Origin of the sequence: Burkholderia sp. IT-111MI5 (assembly GCF_949752865.1) — a bacterium.
Lineage (GTDB): Bacteria > Pseudomonadota > Gammaproteobacteria > Burkholderiales > Burkholderiaceae > Burkholderia > Burkholderia pyrrocinia_C.
On sequence record NZ_CATKIF010000022.1, the window covers coordinates 17,582 to 35,872 of the forward strand.

An 18,291-nucleotide genomic window follows, 5' to 3' on the forward strand; every position below is an offset into this window, starting at 1 on the left:
TGCGTGTTTCGTGCCCTATCCGGCACCCGGCACGCTTCGACGACGCAAGCCGCGCCTTGTCAGTCCATGCCGATAGCGGGCCCTGGAGACGCAGCACCGACAACTACATTCGAAAACCGATCGTCCTGACCATGCAAGCTTCCGAATTGAGCGGCGTGCCTCGCGCCGCCGAACGCGCGCTCACGCGCAGCGACTACAAGACCCTTGGCCTCGCCGCACTCGGCGGCGCCCTCGAGTTCTACGACTTCATCATCTTCGTGTTCTTCGCACCGGCGATAGGACAACTGTTCTTCCCGCACGACATTCCCGACTGGCTGCGCCAGTTGCAGACGTTCGGCATCTTCGCGGCCGGCTATCTCGCGCGCCCGCTCGGCGGCGTGATCATGGCGCACTTCGGCGACCTGTTCGGCCGCAAGCGGATGTTCACGCTGAGCGTGCTGATGATGTCCGTGCCGACGCTGCTGATGGGCCTGCTGCCGACCTACGACTCGATCGGCATCCTCGCGCCGGTGTTGCTGCTGCTGTTCCGCGTGCTGCAGGGCGCGGCAGTCGGCGGCGAAGTGCCGGGCGCGTGGGTGTTCGTGTCCGAGCATGTGCCGTCGCGCCATATCGGTTATGCGTGCGGCACGCTGACCGCGGGCCTCACGGCCGGCATCCTGCTCGGCTCGCTGGTCGCGGCCGGCATCAACAGCCGTTACTCGAGCGCCGAAGTCGGTGCGTTCGCATGGCGCATCCCGTTCCTGCTCGGCGGCGTGTTCGGGCTGTTCTCCGTGTACCTGCGCCGCTGGCTGCATGAAACGCCGGTGTTCGCCGAAATGAAGGCGAAGAAGGCGCTCGCGGCCGAGATTCCGCTGAAGGCCGTGCTGCGCGACCACGGCCGCGCGGTGATCGTGTCGATGCTGCTCACGTGGATGCTGTCGGCCGCGATCGTCGTCGTGATCCTGATGACGCCCGCGCTGCTGCAAAAGCAGTTCCACCTGACGCCCGCGACGACGCTGTTCGCGAACAGCGTCGCGACGCTGTGCCTGACGGCCGGCTGCATCACCGCGGGTTCGCTCGCGGGCTGGATCGGCGCGAAGCGCGTGCTCGGCATCGGCGGCATCGGGCTGGCCGCGTGCTACTACCTGCTGTTCGTGCAGGTCGCGGCCGACGCGTCGACGCTGCCGCTCTACTACGGGATCGCGGGCTTCATGGTCGGCACGATCGGCGCGGTGCCGTTCGTGATGGTCAAGAGCTTCCCGGCCGTCGTGCGCTTCTCGGGCATCTCGTTCTCGTACAACGTCGCGTATGCAATCTTCGGCGGCCTCACGCCGGTGATCGTGTCGCTGATGATGAAGTCGAATCCGCTCGCGCCGGTGGTGTACGTCGCGGCGATCTGCGTGCTCGGCGCGATCGCCGTGCAGTTCTCGAAGGATGCGAAGGACGTGAAGGACGCGCACTGAACGCTGGCGCACGCGCCCGTTCCATGCGCAAAGGGCCGAATCCTGCGGGATTCGGCCCTTTTGTTTTGCTTCAGCGCAACGACGCGCGCGAGGTCAGCGCAGGCCGCCGTACGACGAACTCGGCCGGCGCAGGCCGTCGATGCTCGCGCCGCCGGCGCCGGTGACGAACAGCAGCAGGAAACCGCCGGCGATCGAAATGTTCTTCCAGAAATGGATCACCATGTCGTGCTGGACCGCGGCGTCCGTCGCGTCCCAGAAATTGTGCCCGACCATCGCGGTCGCGACTGTATAGAACGCCATCAGCAGCGCGAGCGGCTTCACCTTGTAGCCGACGATCAGCAGCAGGCCGCCGAGCCCCTCGATCGCGACGACGATCGGCGCGACGACCTGCGGATACGGCACGTTCAACCCATGCAGGTAACCGACGAAATCGCCGTAGCCGAGCAGCTTCATCACGCCGCCCCACAGGAACAACGCCGCCAGCGCCAGGCGTGCGAAAAAAATGACGCCGGAATCGACGGAACGCGTCATGCCTCTCTCCTCGTATGCAGTTCGGCCGGCCGCACGGGGCGCGCCCGTGAAGCTCGGGGGCCGCGCGGCCCTGCTGGGCCTGCGGCAAATGGGCCAGCATAGAGGGTCTTTCGGCCGTGTCCAAGAAAAAGGTTGTAGCAAATCTTTACACGGCAGCGGTCGCGCGGCCCGCTTGCGGCGGCACGAAAAAAGCGTTTAGCCCGCGTCGCTCAACAGCACGCCTTTCTTGAAGATGAAGCAGCCGTAACCGCGCAGTTCGCCGGTGACGATCACCGCATACGCCTGCTGCGCGCGCTCGTAGAACGCGAAACGCTCGACGCCCGTGAGCGGCACCGCGCGCCCTTCCGCGCGGTCGATCTCGGCCTGCACCTCGCGCTGCACGGGCGGCACTGCAGCCGCGTCGCCGACGACTTCCATCCGCCATGCGGGCGTGTCGACGTACGTGTCGAGCGGCAGCACGGACAGCACCGCACGCGCGACGCGCGCCGAATCGGCGCCGTCGATCCGCAGCGCGCGGCCGACCACCGTGTGCTCCGCGACGGATTCCGCCGGGAAATTCGCGTCGCAGATCGCGATTTCGTCACCGTGGCCCATCGCGCGCAGCGTGTGCAGGATGTCGGCGTGCAGCAGCGGGTCGAGATTCTTCAGCATGTCGGCTTGTCTCCAGGATCGGGAATGAACGCATAAGTTACCCGATCCCTGTCGCCGCCGGGCAGGTATCGCTCGCTTCACGACGCCGCGACGGGCATTTCGTCGATGAAACCCGTGACCGAGGCGAGACGGCCCGACGCGTCGACGGTGCCGAAGTCCGAGCCCTTCACGATCGCCGCGCCGTCGGGCGACACGAGCGCCCACGAGAACCGCAGATGCTGGCCGAACGCGTCGACGTCGGTCGTGCGGCGGAAGCGGTATGCGGGAAAGCGCTCCTGCACGGCCGCGATCATCGTGTCGATGCCCGCGTGGCCGTCGCCGGCCATCAGCGGATCGCGATAGGTCGCATCGCTCGCGTAGGTTGCATCGATCAGCGCGCGGCGGCGCGCGACGTCGGGTTCGTTCCATGCGTCGAAGTAGCGGTCGATCAGGTCGGCTTGAGCAGACTGGGCGGATTGGGCGGTGTTCATTGCGAGGCTCCTTGTGTCGATGAGGGGACGATGTCGCGAACGTTTCGTGTCCGCGTGCAGCTATCGTCGCCGGCCTCGCGTGGGCGGTCGATTACGTGCGAGGTAAGGAATTCGTGCCGGCCGCGTGCGACACGCATGCGCCGCATCGCGAACCCGCCGCCACAGCGAAAACGGGCGCCAGAAGGCGCCCGCATCGTCTGTCGTCACCACCGCGCGCGTCAGGTCACCGGCGCCGGATTGAACAGCGTCAGCGCATTCGCGAGCTTCCATTGCTCGGCCCACGTGCGGCGCTTGCCGCTCGCGACGTCGAGCATCAGCCGGAACAGTTCCCAGCCCACGTCCTCGATCGTGGCCGCGCCGGTCGCGATCTGCCCGGCGTCGAGATCCATCAGGTCGTGCCAGCGGCGCGCGAGATCGCTGCGCGTCGCGACCTTGATCACCGGCACCTGCGCGAGACCGTACGGTGTGCCGCGGCCGGTCGTGAACACGTGCAGGTTCATCCCCGCCGCGAGCTGCAGCGTGCCGCAGATGAAGTCGCTCGCGGGCGTCGCAGCGTACAGCAGCCCCTTCTGCCGCGCGCGATCGCCCGGGCGCACGACGCCGGCGATCGGCGCGCTGCCCGACTTCACGATCGAACCCATCGCCTTCTCGACGATGTTCGACAGGCCGCCCTTCTTGTTGCCGGGCGTCGTGTTCGCGCTGCGGTCGACGCGGCCGCGCTGCAGGTAGCGGTCGTACCAGTCCATCTCGCGGATGATCTCGCGTGCAATATCCTCGTTCGCCGCGCGCGACGTGAGCTGCGCGACGCCGTCGCGCACTTCCGTCACCTCGGAGAACATGATCGTCGCGCCCGCGCGCACGAGCAGGTCGGCCGCGAAGCCGACGGCCGGGTTCGCGGTCAGCCCCGAGAACGCGTCGCTGCCGCCGCACTGCACGCCGACGACGAGATCCGACGCGGGGCACGTCTCGCGGCGGCGGCGGTTCAGCCGCTCGAGATGCGATTCGGCCATCGTCATGATCGAGTCGATCATCGAGTTGAAGCCGACGTGCGCGGCGTCCTGCAGGCACACGACACCGCCGTTGTCGGTCGCGCCGTCGGCGGCCACCGGAATCGCGCCGGGCGGCAGCAGGCGCTCGGGCTGCAGCTTCTCGCAGCCGAGACTCACGGTCATCACCTCGCCGCCGAAATTCGGGTTCAGGCTGATGTTGCGCAGCGTGCGGATCGGGATGTCGGCGTCGGGCGCATCGATCGCGACGCCGCAGCCGTACGTATGCTCGAGCCCGACCACGTCGTCGACGTTCGGATAGCGCGGCAGCAGCTCGGCCTTGATCCGCTTCACCGCATGCTCGACGACGCCCGACACGCACTGCACGGTCGTCGTGATCGCGAGGATGTTGCGCGTGCCGACCGAGCCGTCGGCATTGCGAAAGCCCTCGAACGTATAGCCTTCGAGCGGCGCCAGCGGCGGCGCGGCACGCGTCGCGAGCGGCAGGTCGTCGAGCCCCGGCGGCTCGGGCATGCGCATCGTGCGCTCGTTGACCCAGCTGCCGCGCCGCAGGTCGGTCAGCGCATAGCCGATCACCACGTTGTAGCGGACGATCGGGTCGCCAGCCGCGAGGTCGGCCAACGCGACCTTGTGCCCCTGCGGCACGCCTTCGCGCAGCGTCAGCCCGTCGGCGAACGTCGCGCCTTCGCGCAGGCCGCCGTCGTTGACGACGATCGCGACGTTGTCGTCCGGATGCACGCGGATGTAGAGAGGGGAAGCAGTCATCGGAATTTCCTGGAAGCGACCGGTCATATCGTTAGTCATCATACGACATTCAACCCAATCGGGGATTCTGCGTAAACCCTTATCCGGAAAGACCCTACTATCGACCGACCAGCAAACCGCTTGCGCCACCTTTCCCCGTGTTGTACGATGACATACAACGACATCGCCAATGTGGCCCGTATGCCGTTCCCGACGAACCCAGCACTCGCGCTAGACGGACGACCCAACCATGACTTCACCGCAAGAACTCAAACAAATCATTTCCCACGGCCTGCTGTCGTTTCCGTTGACCGACTTCGACGCCGACGGCAACTTCCGCCCGACCACCTATGCCGAGCGCCTCGAATGGCTGGCGCCGTATGGCGCGAGCGCGCTGTTCGCGGCCGGCGGCACCGGTGAATTCTTCTCGCTCACGCAGCGCGAATATTCGGACGTGATCCGCGTCGCGACGGAAACCTGCAAGGGCAAGGTGCCGATCCTCGCCGGCGCGGGCGGCGCGACGCGCGTCGCGATCGAATATGCGCAGGAAGCCGAGCGCCTCGGCGCGAGCGGCGTGCTGCTGATGCCGCATTACCTGACCGAAGCGAGCCAGGAAGGGATCGCCGACCACGTCGAGCAGGTGTGCCGCGCGCTGAAGATCGGCGTCGTGGTGTACAACCGCGCGAATTCGAAGCTGAACGCCGACATGCTCGAGCGCCTCGCCGACCGTTGCCCGAACCTGATCGGCTTCAAGGACGGCGTCGGCGAAATCGAAAGCATGGTCACGATCCGCCGCCGCCTCGGCGACCGGTTCGCGTACCTCGGCGGCCTGCCGACGGCCGAAGTCTATGCGGCCGCGTACAAGGCGCTCGGCGTGCCGGTGTACTCGTCGGCCGTGTTCAACTTCATCCCGAAGACGGCGATGGAATTCTACGAAGCGATCGCGAAGGACGACCATGCGACGGTCGGCCGCCTGATCGACGATTTCTTCCTGCCGTACCTGAAGATCCGCAATCGCCGCGCGGGTTATGCGGTCAGCATCGTGAAGGCGGGCGCGAAGCTCGTCGGCCACGACGCGGGCCCCGTGCGTGCGCCGCTCGTCGACCTTACCGACGAAGAAGCGGCGGAGCTCGACGTGCTGATCAAGAAGATGGGCCCGCAGTAAGCGGGTGTGGCCGGCGCGGCGCCTGCATCGGCGCCGCGGCCGGCTCGCCGTTACGCAGTGCGCAACGTTTTTGTGTCGCGGCCGGTTTGACCCCTGCCGCGGCCGTTTGTATCGGTAATCGTGCACGCATCCGCCGCGATGCGTGCTGGCCCCGCCGCTCCGTCCAACGCCGCCATGCTTCGCGGGTCGGCCGTCGCCGTCACATCTGCGCGATGATCCCGACGATCCGGTAGCGCACGTTCCCCAGCTTGACCCGCGTTGCTTCGATCTGGTCCTGCGCGCCCGTACGCGCACGCGCCTTCGATTCGCCGTCGAGGATCTGCCCGAGCACGTCGCGATCGACGACCGCGTCGAAGAACCGGCCGACCGTGATCGTCGCCGACTGCTTCGCGGTCGCGAGCTGGCTGTTCGCCTGCGTCAACGCTTCGGCGCGCAGGCCCTGGTCGCGTTCGTCGATGCTGCGCCGGTACTGGAGCGCGAACACGAGCGCTTCCATGTCCTGCCGGAAACGTCGGACGGCCTGCCCGAACATGAGCGAATGCGCGTCGGCGCCCGTGACGAGCCGCCCCTGGTTGATCGTCAGGTCGAATTCGCTGCCGCCCAGGTCCCGCTGGAATTCCAGCAACGCGTTCGCGAGCACGCGCCCTTCGCTGTATTGGCCGATCTGGGTGCGCACGGATTTCGCGACGTCGCCGATCGCTTTCCACAATCCGGCCGCGAACAGGTGATCGCCACGCTTGTTGATGTTCATCGGAGGGTTCCCTCGTTGTCTTTTGTCGGTCTCTCAGGCTCGCCCGCGGACCAGGTGGTCCGGGGCTTCGCTACTGTAGGAGAAATTCCGGCGACGCGTAAGACGGCAAGATCGACGACAGTCTGGCGCACCCGGTGCCGCCGCCCGCCTGCCCCCGTGCCGCACCGGCACGACGCCCGGTCAACTCCTCCGTCAGCGCAAGGCATCACATTCGACATCAATTGATGACATAATTGATGCATCATTTTTTCGGAAGCCGATCATGCGCACCACCTTATCCCTGGACGACGCCCTGCTCGCCAAAGCGCAGCAGTTGACCGGCGTCACCGAAAAGTCGGCGCTGGTAAGAGAAGCACTGCGCGCGCTGATTGCCCGCGAAAGCGCTCGACGGCTGGCTCGTCTCGGCGGCACCGAACCCGATCTCGAACCCGTGCCGCGCCGCCCGTCGGAGCCAGCATGATTCTTGTCGACACGTCCGTCTGGATCGATCACCTGCGAGCCGGCGATGCAGCGCTCACTACGCTGCTCGAAGCCGAGCGGGTATTGATCCATCCGTTCGTCGTCGGCGAGCTTTCGCTCGGCAGCCTGCGCGATCGCCAGACCGTGCTGGACGCGCTGCGCGACCTCCCCGCTGCCACCTCGGCAACCGACGACGAAGTTCAACGCATGATCGACGTCGTGCCGCTTCACGGACTCGGCATCGGTTACGTCGACGCGCACCTGCTCGCTTCAGTCAGACTGACCAGCGGCAGCAAGCTGTGGACACGCGACCGGCGCCTGCTGGCCGCAGCCGACCGCCTGCAGCTCGCCGCTCATCCCGCCCACTGACCGACGGGACCGGCGGCACAAACGCCCGAAATGCAAAAAAGGCGGAAGCGGCCCACCGGCCACTTCCGCCTTTTTGTTTCTCGCCCCGGCGCACCGGCCGCCGGGAACCGCACCCTCAATCGATCCGGCCCGTCACTCCGCCTTCCCGTCCCGCAGGCGCGGAATCGCGAGCGGATTGCTTTCCTGCAACCCTTCGGGCAGCAGATCGTCCGGGAAGTCCTGGTAGCACACGGGCCGCAGGAAGCGCTCGATCGCCGTCGCGCCGACCGACGTGACGGCGGGGTTCGACGTCGCGGGGAACGGCCCGCCGTGCACCATCGCATCGCACACCTCAACGCCGGTCGGGTAACCGTTGACGAGCAGGCGCCCGGCCTTGCGTTCGAGGATCGGCAGCAGCCGGCGCGCGAGCGGCTTGTCGTCGGCGTCCATCTGCAGCGTGGCCGTGAGCTGGCCTTCGAGCGCGTCGAGCACGCACGCGACTTCGTCGAGATCGCGGCAGCGCACGATCAGCGACGCCGGCCCGAACACCTCGTGGCTGAACGCCGGCTCGGCCAGGAACGCCTGCGCGCCGACTTCGTACAGCGCGCCGCCCGCCTGGCATTCGGTCTGCGCGGCCTCGCCCGCGCCGATTTCGCGCACGCCCGGCAGCTCGGCCAGCTTGCCGCGGCCGCTGCGATACGCATCGGCGATGCCGCGCGTGAGCATCACGCCGGCCGGCTTCTTCGCGAGCGCCTGCGCGGCGACGGCTTCGAAGCGGTCGAGATCGGGGCCGTCGATCGCGAGCACGAGGCCGGGGTTCGTACAGAACTGGCCGACGCCGAGCGTCAGCGAATCGACGAAGCCCGTCGCGATCGCGTCGCCGCGCGCGGCGAGCGCGGCCGGGAACAGCACGACGGGGTTGATGCTGCTCATTTCCGCGTAGACGGGAATCGGCTGCGGGCGCGCGTTCGCGAGCTGCACGAGCGCCATGCCGCCCTGCCGCGAACCGGTGAACCCGACGGCCTGGATCGCCGGATGGCTGACGAGCGCCGCGCCGGTCACGCGGCCGGGGCCGATCAGCAGCGAGAACACGCCGGCCGGCATCCCGCATTTCGCAACGGCGGCGCGGATCGCGCGGCCGACCAGCTCGGACGTGCCGAGGTGCGCTTCGTGCGCCTTCACGATCACCGGGCAGCCGGCCGCGAGCGCCGACGCGGTATCGCCGCCGGCCACCGAGAACGCGAGCGGGAAGTTGCTCGCGCCGAACACGGCGACGGGCCCGAGCCCGACCTTCTGCAGCCGCAGGTCCGCGCGCGGCAGCGGCGTGCGCGCGGGCTGCGCGGGATCGATCGACGCGGCGAGGAAGCGCCCGTCGCGCACGACGCGCGCGAACAGCCGGAGCTGGCCGACGGTGCGGCCGCGCTCGCCCTGCAGCCGCGCGACGGGCAGGCCCGTTTCGGCGTGCGCGCGCTCGATCAGCGCGTCGCCGAGCGCGACGATTTCATCCGCGATCGCGTCGAGAAACGCCGCGCGGGCCGCGAGCGGCTGCGCGCGGTACGCATCGAACGCGTCGCGCGCGAGTTCGCACGCGCGGTCGACGTCGGCCTGCGTCGCGACGCCGAACGCCGGCGCATCGATTTGTGCGCCCTTCGTCGGGTCGAACGCGTGCAAGGGTCCGGCCGAGCCGGCCACCGCTTCGGCGCCGATCAGCATCTCTCCTGTCAGTTGCATGGGGTGTGCTCCGTGGTTCGGGAATAGATTGTCCATTGTAGCTCAACAGATACGATGTCTGCCGACGTCAATTCATCGTTCGCGCCGACTTCCAGCCGTCCCATGGCGCACCTGAAATCCTCTTCCAGTCAACCTTGTCACGGCATTCTCACTATCTGGCATCACTCGTCAAAGGGAAAACCCGAGGTTTCTGCATCCGGGCATTGCCCATAAACTTCCGCCCATGTCATACGACGACGTACTACATTAACATGCCCAATCAGACCACCCCTCGCGATCTCCCGGTCGACCTCGCGCGCACCGCGCGCCGGACTGCCGTGCGCTACTGGATCCTGGCGATGCTGTTCGTCGTCACGACGCTCAACTACGCGGATCGCGCGACGCTCTCGATCACCGGTACGCCGATCCGCAAGGCGTTCGGCATCGATCCGGTGACGATGGGCTACATCTTCTCGGCGTTCAGCTGGGCGTACGTGCTCGCGCAACTGCCGAGCGGCTGGCTGCTCGACCGCTTCGGCGCGCGGCGCGTGTATGCGGCGAGCATCTTCCTGTGGTCGGCGTTCACGCTGCTGCAGAGCACGATCGGCCTCGGCGGCAGCGCCGCGTTCGCCGTCGCCGCGCTGTTCGCGATGCGCTTCGCGGTCGGCATCGCCGAAGCGCCCGCGTTCCCCGCCAATGCGAAGGTCGTCGCGAGCTGGTTTCCGACCGCCGAGCGCGGCACCGCGTCGGCGATCTTCAACGCCGCGCAGTATTTCGCGGCCGTGGTGTTCTCGCCGCTGATGGCGTGGCTCACGCATGCGTACGGCTGGCACCACGTGTACCTGTGGCTCGGCCTCGCTGGCATCGCGCTTGCGTTCCTGTGGCTGCGTGTGATGAAGGATCCGGCCGACCATCCGGCCGTGAACCGCGCGGAGCTCGACCATATCGAGCAGGGCGGCGGCCTCGTGCGATCGAAGTCGCGCGGCACCGGTCCGGCGTCCGAAGGCAGCCGCGTCGCCGGCTGGTATTACGTGCGCCAGCTTCTGTCGAACCGGATGCTGATCGGCGTGTATCTCGGCCAGTACTGCGTGAACGTGCTCACGTACTTCTTCCTCACGTGGTTCCCGATCTACCTCGTGCAGGCGCGCGGCATGTCGCTGCTGAAGGCCGGTTTCATGACGTCGCTGCCCGCGATCTGCGGGTTTCTCGGCGGCGTGCTCGGCGGAATGCTGTCGGACGCGCTGATCCGCCGCGGCGTGTCGCTGACGCTCGCGCGCAAGATCCCGATCGTCGGCGGGATGCTGCTGTCGATGGTCATCATCGGCTGCAATTACGTCGACAGCGAAGCGCTCGTGATCGTGCTGATGGCCGTGTCGTTCTTCGGCAAGGGGATCGGCTCGCTCGGCTGGGCCGTGGTCGCGGATACCGCGCCGAAGGAAGCGATCGGCCTGTCGGGCAGCCTGTTCAACATGTTCGGCAACACGGCCGGCATCGTCGCGCCGATCGCGATCGGCTATCTCGTCGGCGCGAGCGGCTCGTTCAACGGCGCGCTCGTGTTCGTCGGGCTGAACGCGCTCGTCACCGTGTTCAGCTATCTCGTGATCGTGAAGGACATCAAGCGGGTCGAGCTGCGCCATCGCGACGCGTGAGCTTCGGCGGAAAATTTCGGCGGAAATGGATGGAAGACGACGGCGGCCGCGTAACAGCGGCCGCCGTTCTTGCATCAGGTCGCGGGATGCACGACATGCAGCATGTCGTGCACGCCGGACGTCATCAGCGCGAGGAACGCGAGCAGGCCGACGTAGCAGAGCGCGTACGTCGTCTTCGTCTCGATCGACGTCGCGTAGTACATGCGGTTCTCCGGCGCGTCGGGATCGTAGCGCCACGCGCGCTTCAGCTGCGGCAGCGCGAGGATCGCCATCACGATCAGCAGCGGGCTCGGGCGATACACGAACAGCGCGATCAGCACCGGCACGCCCGCGAACCAGATGCGCGGCGACAGCACCGCGGTGATCCGCCCGCCGTCGAACGGCGACAGCGGAATCATGTTGAACAGGTTCAGGAAGAAGCCCGTGTACGACAGCGCGAGCAGCAGGTTGCTGTCGTAGTGGCGTGCAGCCGCGTAGCAGGCCAGCGCGCCGAGCGTGCCGACGAACGGCCCGGCGAGCCCGACGTACGCTTCGGTTTCCGCGTCGTGCGGCATCTCCTTCAGCTGGATCCATGCGCCGACGAACGGGATGAACGTCGGCAGCCCGACGTCGAGCCCGCGCCGCTGCGCGGCCAGGTAGTGGCCGGCCTCGTGCACCAGCAGCAGCGCGACGAAACCGGCCGCGAACCGCCAGCCGTAGAACAGCGCGTAGACCGCGATCGACGCCAGCATGGTGCCCGCCGAAACGAGCACCTTGCCGAGCTTGAGGCCGCCGAAGATCAGCAGCAACAGCTTCGTCATTCCTTGCGCTCCGCGCCGGATACGTCGGAAGCATCGGCGACGGCCGGCACCGCGGCCGGCTTCGGCTTGCGCCCGAAGAAGCGCTTCAGCGCCGCGCCGCCGGCCAGCAGCGCAACCGCGCCGATCTTGAAGAACTTCACCGCGAACGCGCCGATCAGCGCGAGCAGGCCGAGCTTCTTCGCGCCGACGCCGACGATCAGCGCCGCGAGGCCGTATTCGGCGACATGGTCGGTCGACTTGTTGAAATCGGCATAGCGTTTGCCGTCGTTGAAGCTGATGTTCGACAGCAGGCCGTCGGCCGATGCCTTGTACTTCGGCAGATCGGCCAGCGTCGACGCCATCGTCAGCGACAGGTAGCCGTCGCGGCCGAGCACGAGCGTCCGGTAGTTCACGCCGTCGTTCGCGGCATTCGGGGCCGCACCCTTGTCGCGGATGATCGCGGACCACACGAGCCGGTGCGTGGCCGCGTCGTACGCGGGCGCTTTTGCCCAGCCGACCACCTCGGTTTCGGGCAGGCCGCGTTCCTTGCGTGCCGGGTTGTTTTCCTCGGTGCCGGCCTGCAGGTTCTTCAGCAGTTCGTCGGGCTTCCAGTCCTTCGCGTCGTCGTCGCGGATGTAGCCGCTCGGCTCGAACGACACGACCGAAATCCAGTCGGCGTCGGGATCGTCGGGCAGCACGAGGCCGACCAGCTTCGATTCGTCGACCGAGTTGCCCATCGACCGCAGGTAGCGGCCGGCTTCGGCGGCCGGCACGAACGACTCGCCGGCCTTCAGCTTCAGCACGGCTTCGTGCTTCACGTCGATGTCGGCCGGCCCTTTGACGACGGCCTCGTTGGCGGCCGCGGCGGCGGCCCTCATTTCCACCTGCGCAGCTTCGGTCTGCGCATGGCCGCTGGTCGCGGCGAGTGCGAGCGTCGCCACGCAGGCGAGCCGGACGGCAAGCGTTTTCATTTTCATTGTTGGATTCCCCTGGAATGCCTTGTTGTAAACGTGCGCGGAACCGGCCCATGCGTTGTCGTCGCGGGTCCGGAATCGCCTCTCAGGTGGCACGGAGGCTATGGTAACGCAGCGCCGGGGGCGCCCGGGGGGAACGGCGCGATGCTTACGTCGCAGGTAATGCCCAACGTGCGCGGGATTGCCTATCATCTGCTGCATGAACCCGACCGCCGCCCTCCATTCGCCCTCCCCGTCCGCCGGCCGCGCGTCCGGCATCGGCCCGCTGCTGCGCACGTGGCGCCAGCGCCGGCGCCTGAGCCAGATGGCGCTCGCGCTCGACGCGGAAGTCTCCGCGCGCCACCTGAGCTTCGTCGAATCGGGCCGCGCACAGCCGAGCCGCGAGATGGTGCTGCATCTCGCGGAGCGGCTCGACGTGCCGCTGCGCGAACGCAATGCGCTACTGGTTGCGGCCGGCTTTGCGCCGCTCTTTCGCGAGCGGCCGTTCTCGGATCCGCAACTGGATGCCGCGCGCCATGCGGTGGAAGCCGTGCTGCGCGGCCACGAGCCGTACCCGGCGCTCGCGGTCGACCGCCACTGGACGCTGCTCGCCGCGAACCGGATGCTCGGCGCGCTGGTCGCGCAGGCCGATCCGTCGCTGCTGCAGCCGCCCGTCAACGTGCTGCGGCTGAGCCTGCATCCGGACGGCCTCGCGTCGCAGATCGTCAACTGGCATGAATGGCGCGCGCACATCCTGCATCGGCTGCAGCGGCAGATCGATGCGAGCGGCGACCGCACTCTGCATGCGCTGCGCGACGAGCTCGCCGCGTATCCGGTGCCGGCCGGCCAGCGCGACGACACGCACGCGCGCACCGACTTCGCGGATATTGCCGTGCCGCTGCGGCTGCGCACCGCGGGCGGCGAGCTGACGTTCTTCAGTACGACGACGGTGTTCGGCACGCCGGTCGACGTGACGCTGTCGGAACTCGCGATCGAGGCGTTCTTTCCGGCGAATCCGGAAACGGTGGACGCGATGCGGAAGCTGGCGGACGCGTTGGCAGCGTAGTAGCAAGCGCGCAGCGGAGATTGACGGAAGCCGACGCCCGAACGCCCGCTTCCGCGCCCAGGACCGGTATGCCGGCGGTCGGCGCAACCATCAAGACGACGAACTTTCCCCAAAGCATAGAGATCGGGCGCCATGGCAAACATGGGCGCGGGTGAGTCCGATCAAAATGCGTCGTCGCATCTCAATGCTGCAGATCCGGGACGCGTCCGCGTTCCGGGAAACATCAAATGTCGCGGCACCCGTGCCATTTCCCCCTGGACTCACTCCGTCGAATGTCAAATTTGTTTAGGACATCTTTTCAATCTGACTGTATTCGAACAAGGGCTTCGGTAAAAAAATCGCGAATGCACTGCGATCGGGAAATCGTGAGAACGACAAGCAAGCCACAACACAATTTTTATATCGAGCCTAGGAAAAAACATGAGCAAAATGCATCGAGGGTTGGGGAATCCGGAACTGCGCGCGCCGGCGCAGTCGAAAGCAGCACTGGCCATCGCCGTGAGCGCAGCGGTTGTCGCATTCGCGGCTTCCGCACCCGCACGCGCCGACTATGTGCAGAACGGGACGTCGACCGAAACGTCGGCCGGCTGCGTCGGCAACATCGCCATCTCGGGAAGCGGCACGTATCCGGCCGCTGCAACGGGCTGCGACAACGTGGCGATCGGCACTGCGGCAGTCGCGAATTCGGGCTCGTCGACCGGAGCCTATAGCGAAACCGTCGCGATCGGCCGCATGGCGGCCGCGACCGGTACGTTTGCGACGGCCGTCGGCGGAAATGCCGTGGCAACCGGCGACCAGGCAACGGCGATGGGCGCGGCCTCAAGCGCGGTCGGAACCCAGGCGACGGCAGTCGGCAACGGAGCCATCGCGAACGGCGCGACGGCATCCGCCTTCGGCCAGGGCGCGTTCGCCGTCGACCAGTCGACGGCGGTCGGGCAAAGCGCCAGCGCCACCACGACATTCTCCACGGCCGTGGGCAAGGGCAGCCTTGCGGCCGGCGGTACGTCACTCGGCTTTCAGGCAAACGCCGGCGCGAACGATGCGGTAGCGCTCGGCGTCGACAGTTCGGCCTCCGCTGTCGGGAGCATCGCCATTGCGCGTGCGACGGCATCCGCAGTGAATGCGGTCGCGATCGGCGAAGGCGCGAACGCCGCCGATGCGAATTCCGTCGCACTGGGTTCGAACGCATCTACGCGCGCTTTCACCACCGTCAACAGCGTGACGCTCAACGGCGTCAGCTACGGCGGCTTCGCCGGCACGCCGGTGGGCGTGGTCAGCGTCGGCAGCGCGGGCGCCGAGCGTCAGATCGTGAACGTCGCGGCCGGCGCGATCAGCGCGACCAGCACGGATGCAGTCAACGGCTCGCAGCTCTTCTCGATCGCAAACCAGGTTTCCACGTTGACGGCGGATCTGGCAACGCTCACGACGACCGTCGGCAAAATTTCGTCGAGCGTCCCGAGCGGCACGGTGACGGACGATACAGACACCGCAATCGGCAAAAATACGCGGGTCAGCGTGCCGAACGGGACCGCGATCGGCGACGGCTCCAATGTCTCGGGCAATAACGGTACGGGCATCGGCGTCAATTCCACCGTCACCGCGCCGAACGGAACCGCGATCGGCGCAGGGTCGAATGTCTCCGGCAAGGACTCTACCGCGATCGGCACGAACAGCCGCGCGACCGCCAGCAATTCGGTCGCGTTGGGTGCGAATTCGGTCGCCGATCGGGACAACACGGTATCGATCGGCGCGCCGGGCGCCGAGCGTCAGCTCACCAACATGGCCGACGGCACGGCGCCGACGGACGGCGTCAACGTGCGTCAGTTGAACGGCGCAATCAATTCGGTTCGCGAAGAAATGTCGAAGTACCGCAAAGACGCGAATGCGGGCACGGCAAGCGCGATCGCGATGGCGAACATGCCGCAGGCCGTACTGCCAGGTGAAAAGGTGGTCGCGCTCGGCGGCGGCACGTATGGCGGTCAAAGCGCGATGGCGGTCGGTCTTTCCGTCGCGACGGCGAAATGGCTGGTCAAGGGTTCGGTGACGACGGCAGTTTCCGGCCACGGCTCGTTCGGTGCGGGTGCGGGCGTCGGCTACCGCTGGTAAGCGTGCTCGGCCCGTGAAGCATCAAGAGACGGTTGCTTGACGCCGCAAGGCAAGCCATCGGCGCGACCGCGTCGATGGCGCCACGGTCTCACGCGGCACGCCGGTTTCCCGGTCGCCGCAGCCGGCTACGCCGCCGTATCCGGAAACGTCGCGGTCTGCCCTGCCGGCTGCCTGTTCAGCTCGCCGTCGCGCACGGCTATCTGCCCATGCACAACCACGGGCCAGCCCGTGACCGCGCATCCGTCGAAGACGTCCAGCACGTGGAACAAACGATGTGCCGGCATGGGCGGCAGGCACCGGCGCTTGTCGGTCGGCATGGAGCCACCGCGAAGCGCCACCGCCGCGGCCCCGTCGTCACGTATCACGTATACAGCGACGCCGGCGGCAATTCTCCCTTCAGCGCGAACCGGCCGACATCGCGCAGCCGATAGTCGAGCGGATCGTGCAGCGTATGTGTGCGCGCATTCCGCCAGAAGCGGTCGAGGCCGAGCGACGCAGCCGTCGCACGCGCGCCGCATGCGTCGAACAGCGCCTCGCCGTTGTCAAGCGCCGCGCGCTGCGCGACGATCTTCGCGTCCGATACCGCGAGCGCCACCTCCGCTCGCTCGTCCGACGTCAGCGCATCGTGCCGCGCCCACGCGTGCTGCAACGCGCCGGCCGCGCGATCGGCCAGCGCCGCCGCGGCAACGGCCCGCACGCGCATGTCGCCGAAGCGCTGCAGCGTGTACGGATCGTCACTCGCCTGCGCGGCGTCCGAGTGAATCCACGGCCGGCCATGCTTCAGCACATAGTCGCGCGCTTCCGTCAGCGCGCCTTCCGCAAGCCCGACGAACAGATTCGTCAGCACGAGCTGCGACACGAGCGTGCGCAGCGTCGCGCGCGGCGTCGGCGGCGTCTCGGAACGGTGCAGCACCTCGTCCGGCGCGAGCGTTACGCCGTCGAAGCGCACGCTGCCGCTGTCGGTCTGGCGCTGGCCGATCGGGTCCCAGTCGTCGTTGACCGCGATCCCCGGGCGATCGGTCGGCACCACGCCGAACACGGTGCGGCCGGTTTCCGGATCGTGCGCGGACACCGTCATCCGCTGCGAACCGCGCGTGCCCGAACAGAAGCCCTTCACGCCGTCGAGCCGGTAGCCGCCGTCCGGCGTCGCGGTCGCAACGAGGCGCGTGTCGAGCGGATTGACCGCATTGCCCCACCACCAGCGCTGCTCGACCGTGCCGCGCAGATAACGTTCGCGCTGCGCGGCGCTGCCCCATACGTCGACGCTCACCACCTGCAGGCACTGGAACCCGACGAGATGCGCGAGCGCACTGTCGACTCGCGCGATCTGTCGGATCGCGTCGTAGATCGCGGGCCACGCGGCTTCCTGCCCGCCGAACGCGCGCGGCACCGCGAGCGTCAGCAGGCCCGCGTCGGCGAGCCACTGTTTCTCCTGCGCCGCGTGACCGCCCGCGCGGTCACGTGCGGCGGCGGTTGCACGCAGTGCGTCGATAACGCGTGCAAGTGCGTCCCGATCGATTGCTGACACATCCGTTGCCGCGGCGAGCGTCGCCGGGCCGCGTGGATCGTTCATGCGACGGCTTCCTGTTCCTGGGTCGAGACGGCGTCCGACAACGGCACGAGTTTCCCGAGTTCGCGCCTGCCGGTCAACCGCGACAGGATCTCGCGCCGCCAGTCGTCGTAGATCGCGCGGTATTCAGCGATATCCGCGCCGAACACATGCGCGGTATGCGCGTACTCGTCGTGCAGATAACCGTCGAGCCGAGCCTGCGTTTCCTCGTCGGCCTCGATCACGCGATCGATCAGCGCGTCGCGTTCCGCCGCCGGCAGCGCGGCGAGCTTGTCGAACCACCACTGCACGATCTGCACGCGATGCCACTCCTCGTCCGGCCGGATCCGGTTCTCGCCGTGCTCGCGCATCGCGCCGTCGCCGATGCGGCCGGTCTTGCGCTGGATCCACAGCTTCGCGAGGATGTGCAGCTCGTAATGCCATTCGAACGCGAGAAAACCCGCCACGTCGCGCACCGCGATATCGCCGATGCGCGCCCAGTGCGCGGCGACGAGCCGGTCGACTTCCGGCAGCGGATCGCGCCCCGTCAGTTCGCTCACGCGCTCGCGGCCGATCACCGCATGTGCGCCGTCGTCGCCGAGCTGGCGCGACAGGATCAGCTGGAAATGCGGATCGTCGCGGAACAGCGTGTCGATCGCCTTCGCGACGACCTGCACGATGAACAGGTCGTGCGACGCCATCTTCGTGTAGTAGTCGGCGACGGCGGCCAGTTCGTCCGCGTTGGACGGCTCGCGCGGCGGCGTGGCCAGCTTGGTCGGGAAGCCGGGACGATGGCGTCGCGCCACGTCGAGAAACAGCGCTTCCTCGAATTCTCCGTTCCATTCGCGCGGCGCGCCGATGGGCAAGGTCATGGATATCGTTCTCTCAGGGTCATGAATGAAACGAGCGGG

General features: G+C 67.6%; 18 protein-coding genes. 7 read left to right on the forward strand and 11 right to left on the reverse strand.

Going from position 1 to position 18,291, the window contains the following annotated elements; translation table 11 throughout:
* Positions 1-131 precede the first annotated feature (131 nt).
* Positions 132-1,442 (forward strand): MFS transporter, encoded by a 1,311-nt coding sequence (locus ACM6JT_RS18370; RefSeq protein ID WP_034181779.1) that lies wholly within the window; start codon positions 132-134, stop codon positions 1,440-1,442.
* A 93-nt stretch (positions 1,443-1,535) separates the two neighbouring features.
* On the opposite strand, the gene ACM6JT_RS18375 is transcribed toward ACM6JT_RS18370, so the two are convergent.
* The 4 genes from ACM6JT_RS18375 to garD form a co-directional block, all read right to left on the reverse strand.
* A complete protein-coding gene (locus ACM6JT_RS18375; protein ID WP_034181778.1) occupies positions 1,536-1,973 on the reverse strand; it encodes a DoxX family protein in 438 nt (145 codons plus the stop codon).
* A gap of 195 nt (positions 1,974-2,168) precedes the next feature.
* Complete coding sequence (locus ACM6JT_RS18380) at positions 2,169-2,624, reverse strand: RbsD/FucU family protein (RefSeq protein WP_034181777.1); 456 nt, start codon at positions 2,622-2,624, stop codon at positions 2,169-2,171.
* Positions 2,625-2,701: 77 nt separating this feature from the next.
* Positions 2,702-3,094, reverse strand: a complete 393-nt coding sequence (locus tag ACM6JT_RS18385) for a nuclear transport factor 2 family protein (RefSeq protein WP_105391026.1) — start codon at positions 3,092-3,094, stop codon at positions 2,702-2,704.
* 218 nt (positions 3,095-3,312) lie between these two features.
* Positions 3,313-4,866, reverse strand: a complete 1,554-nt coding sequence (gene garD, locus ACM6JT_RS18390; protein WP_414857011.1) for a galactarate dehydratase — start codon at positions 4,864-4,866, stop codon at positions 3,313-3,315.
* Between the two features lie 229 nt (positions 4,867-5,095).
* On the opposite strand from garD, the gene kdgD reads away from it, so the two are divergent.
* Positions 5,096-6,010, forward strand: coding sequence for a 5-dehydro-4-deoxyglucarate dehydratase (gene kdgD / locus ACM6JT_RS18395; protein WP_174421613.1), 915 nt, complete (start codon positions 5,096-5,098; stop codon positions 6,008-6,010).
* A gap of 199 nt (positions 6,011-6,209) precedes the next feature.
* Here the strand turns inward: kdgD and ACM6JT_RS18400 are convergent, their stop codons facing one another.
* Positions 6,210-6,761, reverse strand: coding sequence for a hypothetical protein (locus ACM6JT_RS18400; protein ID WP_034181774.1), 552 nt, complete (start codon positions 6,759-6,761; stop codon positions 6,210-6,212).
* A 262-nt stretch (positions 6,762-7,023) separates the two neighbouring features.
* Here ACM6JT_RS18400 and ACM6JT_RS18405 point away from each other — a divergent pair, with 262 nt between their 5' ends.
* Positions 7,024-7,221, forward strand: coding sequence for a type II toxin-antitoxin system VapB family antitoxin (locus ACM6JT_RS18405; RefSeq protein WP_072444647.1), 198 nt, complete (start codon positions 7,024-7,026; stop codon positions 7,219-7,221).
* Positions 7,218-7,589, forward strand: coding sequence for a type II toxin-antitoxin system VapC family toxin (locus ACM6JT_RS18410; protein ID WP_175917054.1), 372 nt, complete (start codon positions 7,218-7,220; stop codon positions 7,587-7,589). Before ACM6JT_RS18405 ends, ACM6JT_RS18410 begins: the two co-directional genes overlap by 4 nt.
* Before the next feature lie 132 nt (positions 7,590-7,721).
* Here ACM6JT_RS18410 and ACM6JT_RS18415 read toward each other — a convergent pair whose 3' ends face one another.
* Positions 7,722-9,299: an aldehyde dehydrogenase (NADP(+)) gene (locus ACM6JT_RS18415; protein ID WP_414857012.1), complete on the reverse strand. Its 1,578-nt coding sequence runs from the start codon at positions 9,297-9,299 to the stop codon at positions 7,722-7,724.
* A gap of 251 nt (positions 9,300-9,550) precedes the next feature.
* Between ACM6JT_RS18415 and ACM6JT_RS18420 the strand changes: the two genes are divergently transcribed.
* Positions 9,551-10,927 carry an MFS transporter gene (locus ACM6JT_RS18420; RefSeq protein ID WP_034181771.1) on the forward strand — a complete coding sequence of 459 codons (1,377 nt, stop codon included), beginning with the start codon at positions 9,551-9,553 and terminating at the stop codon, positions 10,925-10,927.
* Between the two features lie 74 nt (positions 10,928-11,001).
* Here ACM6JT_RS18420 and ACM6JT_RS18425 read toward each other — a convergent pair whose 3' ends face one another.
* Both ACM6JT_RS18425 and ACM6JT_RS18430 read right to left on the reverse strand, forming a co-directional pair.
* Complete coding sequence (locus tag ACM6JT_RS18425) at positions 11,002-11,727, reverse strand: site-2 protease family protein (protein WP_414857013.1); 726 nt, start codon at positions 11,725-11,727, stop codon at positions 11,002-11,004.
* Positions 11,724-12,677: a DUF2167 domain-containing protein gene (locus tag ACM6JT_RS18430; RefSeq protein WP_243566823.1), complete on the reverse strand. Its 954-nt coding sequence runs from the start codon at positions 12,675-12,677 to the stop codon at positions 11,724-11,726. Before ACM6JT_RS18430 ends, ACM6JT_RS18425 begins: the two co-directional genes overlap by 4 nt.
* Positions 12,678-12,879: 202 nt before the next feature.
* Between ACM6JT_RS18430 and ACM6JT_RS18435 the strand changes: the two genes are divergently transcribed.
* Together ACM6JT_RS18435 and ACM6JT_RS18440 are read left to right on the forward strand one after the other, a co-directional pair.
* Entirely contained in the window at positions 12,880-13,725 is an 846-nt protein-coding gene (locus tag ACM6JT_RS18435) for a helix-turn-helix domain-containing protein (protein ID WP_131949189.1), read from the forward strand.
* Between the two features lie 420 nt (positions 13,726-14,145).
* Positions 14,146-15,831 carry a YadA family autotransporter adhesin gene (locus ACM6JT_RS18440; RefSeq protein WP_131949188.1) on the forward strand — a complete coding sequence of 562 codons (1,686 nt, stop codon included), beginning with the start codon at positions 14,146-14,148 and terminating at the stop codon, positions 15,829-15,831.
* A gap of 125 nt (positions 15,832-15,956) precedes the next feature.
* Here the strand turns inward: ACM6JT_RS18440 and ACM6JT_RS18445 are convergent, their stop codons facing one another.
* From ACM6JT_RS18445 to ACM6JT_RS18455, 3 genes are read right to left on the reverse strand one after another with little or no spacing between them, the layout of a single operon-like run.
* Positions 15,957-16,148, reverse strand: a complete 192-nt coding sequence (locus ACM6JT_RS18445; RefSeq protein ID WP_034181767.1) for a hypothetical protein — start codon at positions 16,146-16,148, stop codon at positions 15,957-15,959.
* Positions 16,149-16,192: 44 nt separating this feature from the next.
* On the reverse strand, positions 16,193-17,404 hold the full coding sequence (locus ACM6JT_RS18450) for an acyl-CoA dehydrogenase family protein (RefSeq protein WP_243565725.1): 1,212 nt from the start codon (positions 17,402-17,404) through the stop codon (positions 16,193-16,195).
* Complete coding sequence (locus ACM6JT_RS18455) at positions 17,401-18,252, reverse strand: hypothetical protein (RefSeq protein ID WP_131949186.1); 852 nt, start codon at positions 18,250-18,252, stop codon at positions 17,401-17,403. The genes ACM6JT_RS18450 and ACM6JT_RS18455 overlap by 4 nt, the downstream gene beginning before the upstream one ends.
* Positions 18,253-18,291: the final 39 nt, after the last annotated feature.

What these genes read in the sequence shown, in the direction of transcription:
- ACM6JT_RS18370 (WP_034181779.1), top strand. Translation starts at nt 132, where the DNA reads ATGCAAGCTTCCGAATTGAGCGGCGTGCCTCGCGCCGCCGAACGCGCG.
- ACM6JT_RS18375 (WP_034181778.1), bottom strand. Translation starts at nt 1,973, where the DNA reads ATGACGCGTTCCGTCGATTCCGGCGTCATTTTTTTCGCACGCCTGGCG.
- ACM6JT_RS18380 (WP_034181777.1), bottom strand. Translation starts at nt 2,624, where the DNA reads ATGCTGAAGAATCTCGACCCGCTGCTGCACGCCGACATCCTGCACACG.
- ACM6JT_RS18385 (WP_105391026.1), bottom strand. Translation starts at nt 3,094, where the DNA reads ATGAACACCGCCCAATCCGCCCAGTCTGCTCAAGCCGACCTGATCGAC.
- garD (WP_414857011.1), bottom strand. Translation starts at nt 4,866, where the DNA reads ATGACTGCTTCCCCTCTCTACATCCGCGTGCATCCGGACGACAACGTC.
- kdgD (WP_174421613.1), top strand. Translation starts at nt 5,096, where the DNA reads ATGACTTCACCGCAAGAACTCAAACAAATCATTTCCCACGGCCTGCTG.
- ACM6JT_RS18400 (WP_034181774.1), bottom strand. Translation starts at nt 6,761, where the DNA reads ATGAACATCAACAAGCGTGGCGATCACCTGTTCGCGGCCGGATTGTGG.
- ACM6JT_RS18405 (WP_072444647.1), top strand. Translation starts at nt 7,024, where the DNA reads ATGCGCACCACCTTATCCCTGGACGACGCCCTGCTCGCCAAAGCGCAG.
- ACM6JT_RS18410 (WP_175917054.1), top strand. Translation starts at nt 7,218, where the DNA reads ATGATTCTTGTCGACACGTCCGTCTGGATCGATCACCTGCGAGCCGGC.
- ACM6JT_RS18415 (WP_414857012.1), bottom strand. Translation starts at nt 9,299, where the DNA reads ATGCAACTGACAGGAGAGATGCTGATCGGCGCCGAAGCGGTGGCCGGC.
- ACM6JT_RS18420 (WP_034181771.1), top strand. Translation starts at nt 9,551, where the DNA reads ATGCCCAATCAGACCACCCCTCGCGATCTCCCGGTCGACCTCGCGCGC.
- ACM6JT_RS18425 (WP_414857013.1), bottom strand. Translation starts at nt 11,727, where the DNA reads ATGACGAAGCTGTTGCTGCTGATCTTCGGCGGCCTCAAGCTCGGCAAG.
- ACM6JT_RS18430 (WP_243566823.1), bottom strand. Translation starts at nt 12,677, where the DNA reads ATGAAAACGCTTGCCGTCCGGCTCGCCTGCGTGGCGACGCTCGCACTC.
- ACM6JT_RS18435 (WP_131949189.1), top strand. Translation starts at nt 12,880, where the DNA reads ATGAACCCGACCGCCGCCCTCCATTCGCCCTCCCCGTCCGCCGGCCGC.
- ACM6JT_RS18440 (WP_131949188.1), top strand. Translation starts at nt 14,146, where the DNA reads ATGAGCAAAATGCATCGAGGGTTGGGGAATCCGGAACTGCGCGCGCCG.
- ACM6JT_RS18445 (WP_034181767.1), bottom strand. Translation starts at nt 16,148, where the DNA reads ATGCCGACCGACAAGCGCCGGTGCCTGCCGCCCATGCCGGCACATCGT.
- ACM6JT_RS18450 (WP_243565725.1), bottom strand. Translation starts at nt 17,404, where the DNA reads ATGAACGATCCACGCGGCCCGGCGACGCTCGCCGCGGCAACGGATGTG.
- ACM6JT_RS18455 (WP_131949186.1), bottom strand. Translation starts at nt 18,252, where the DNA reads ATGACCTTGCCCATCGGCGCGCCGCGCGAATGGAACGGAGAATTCGAG.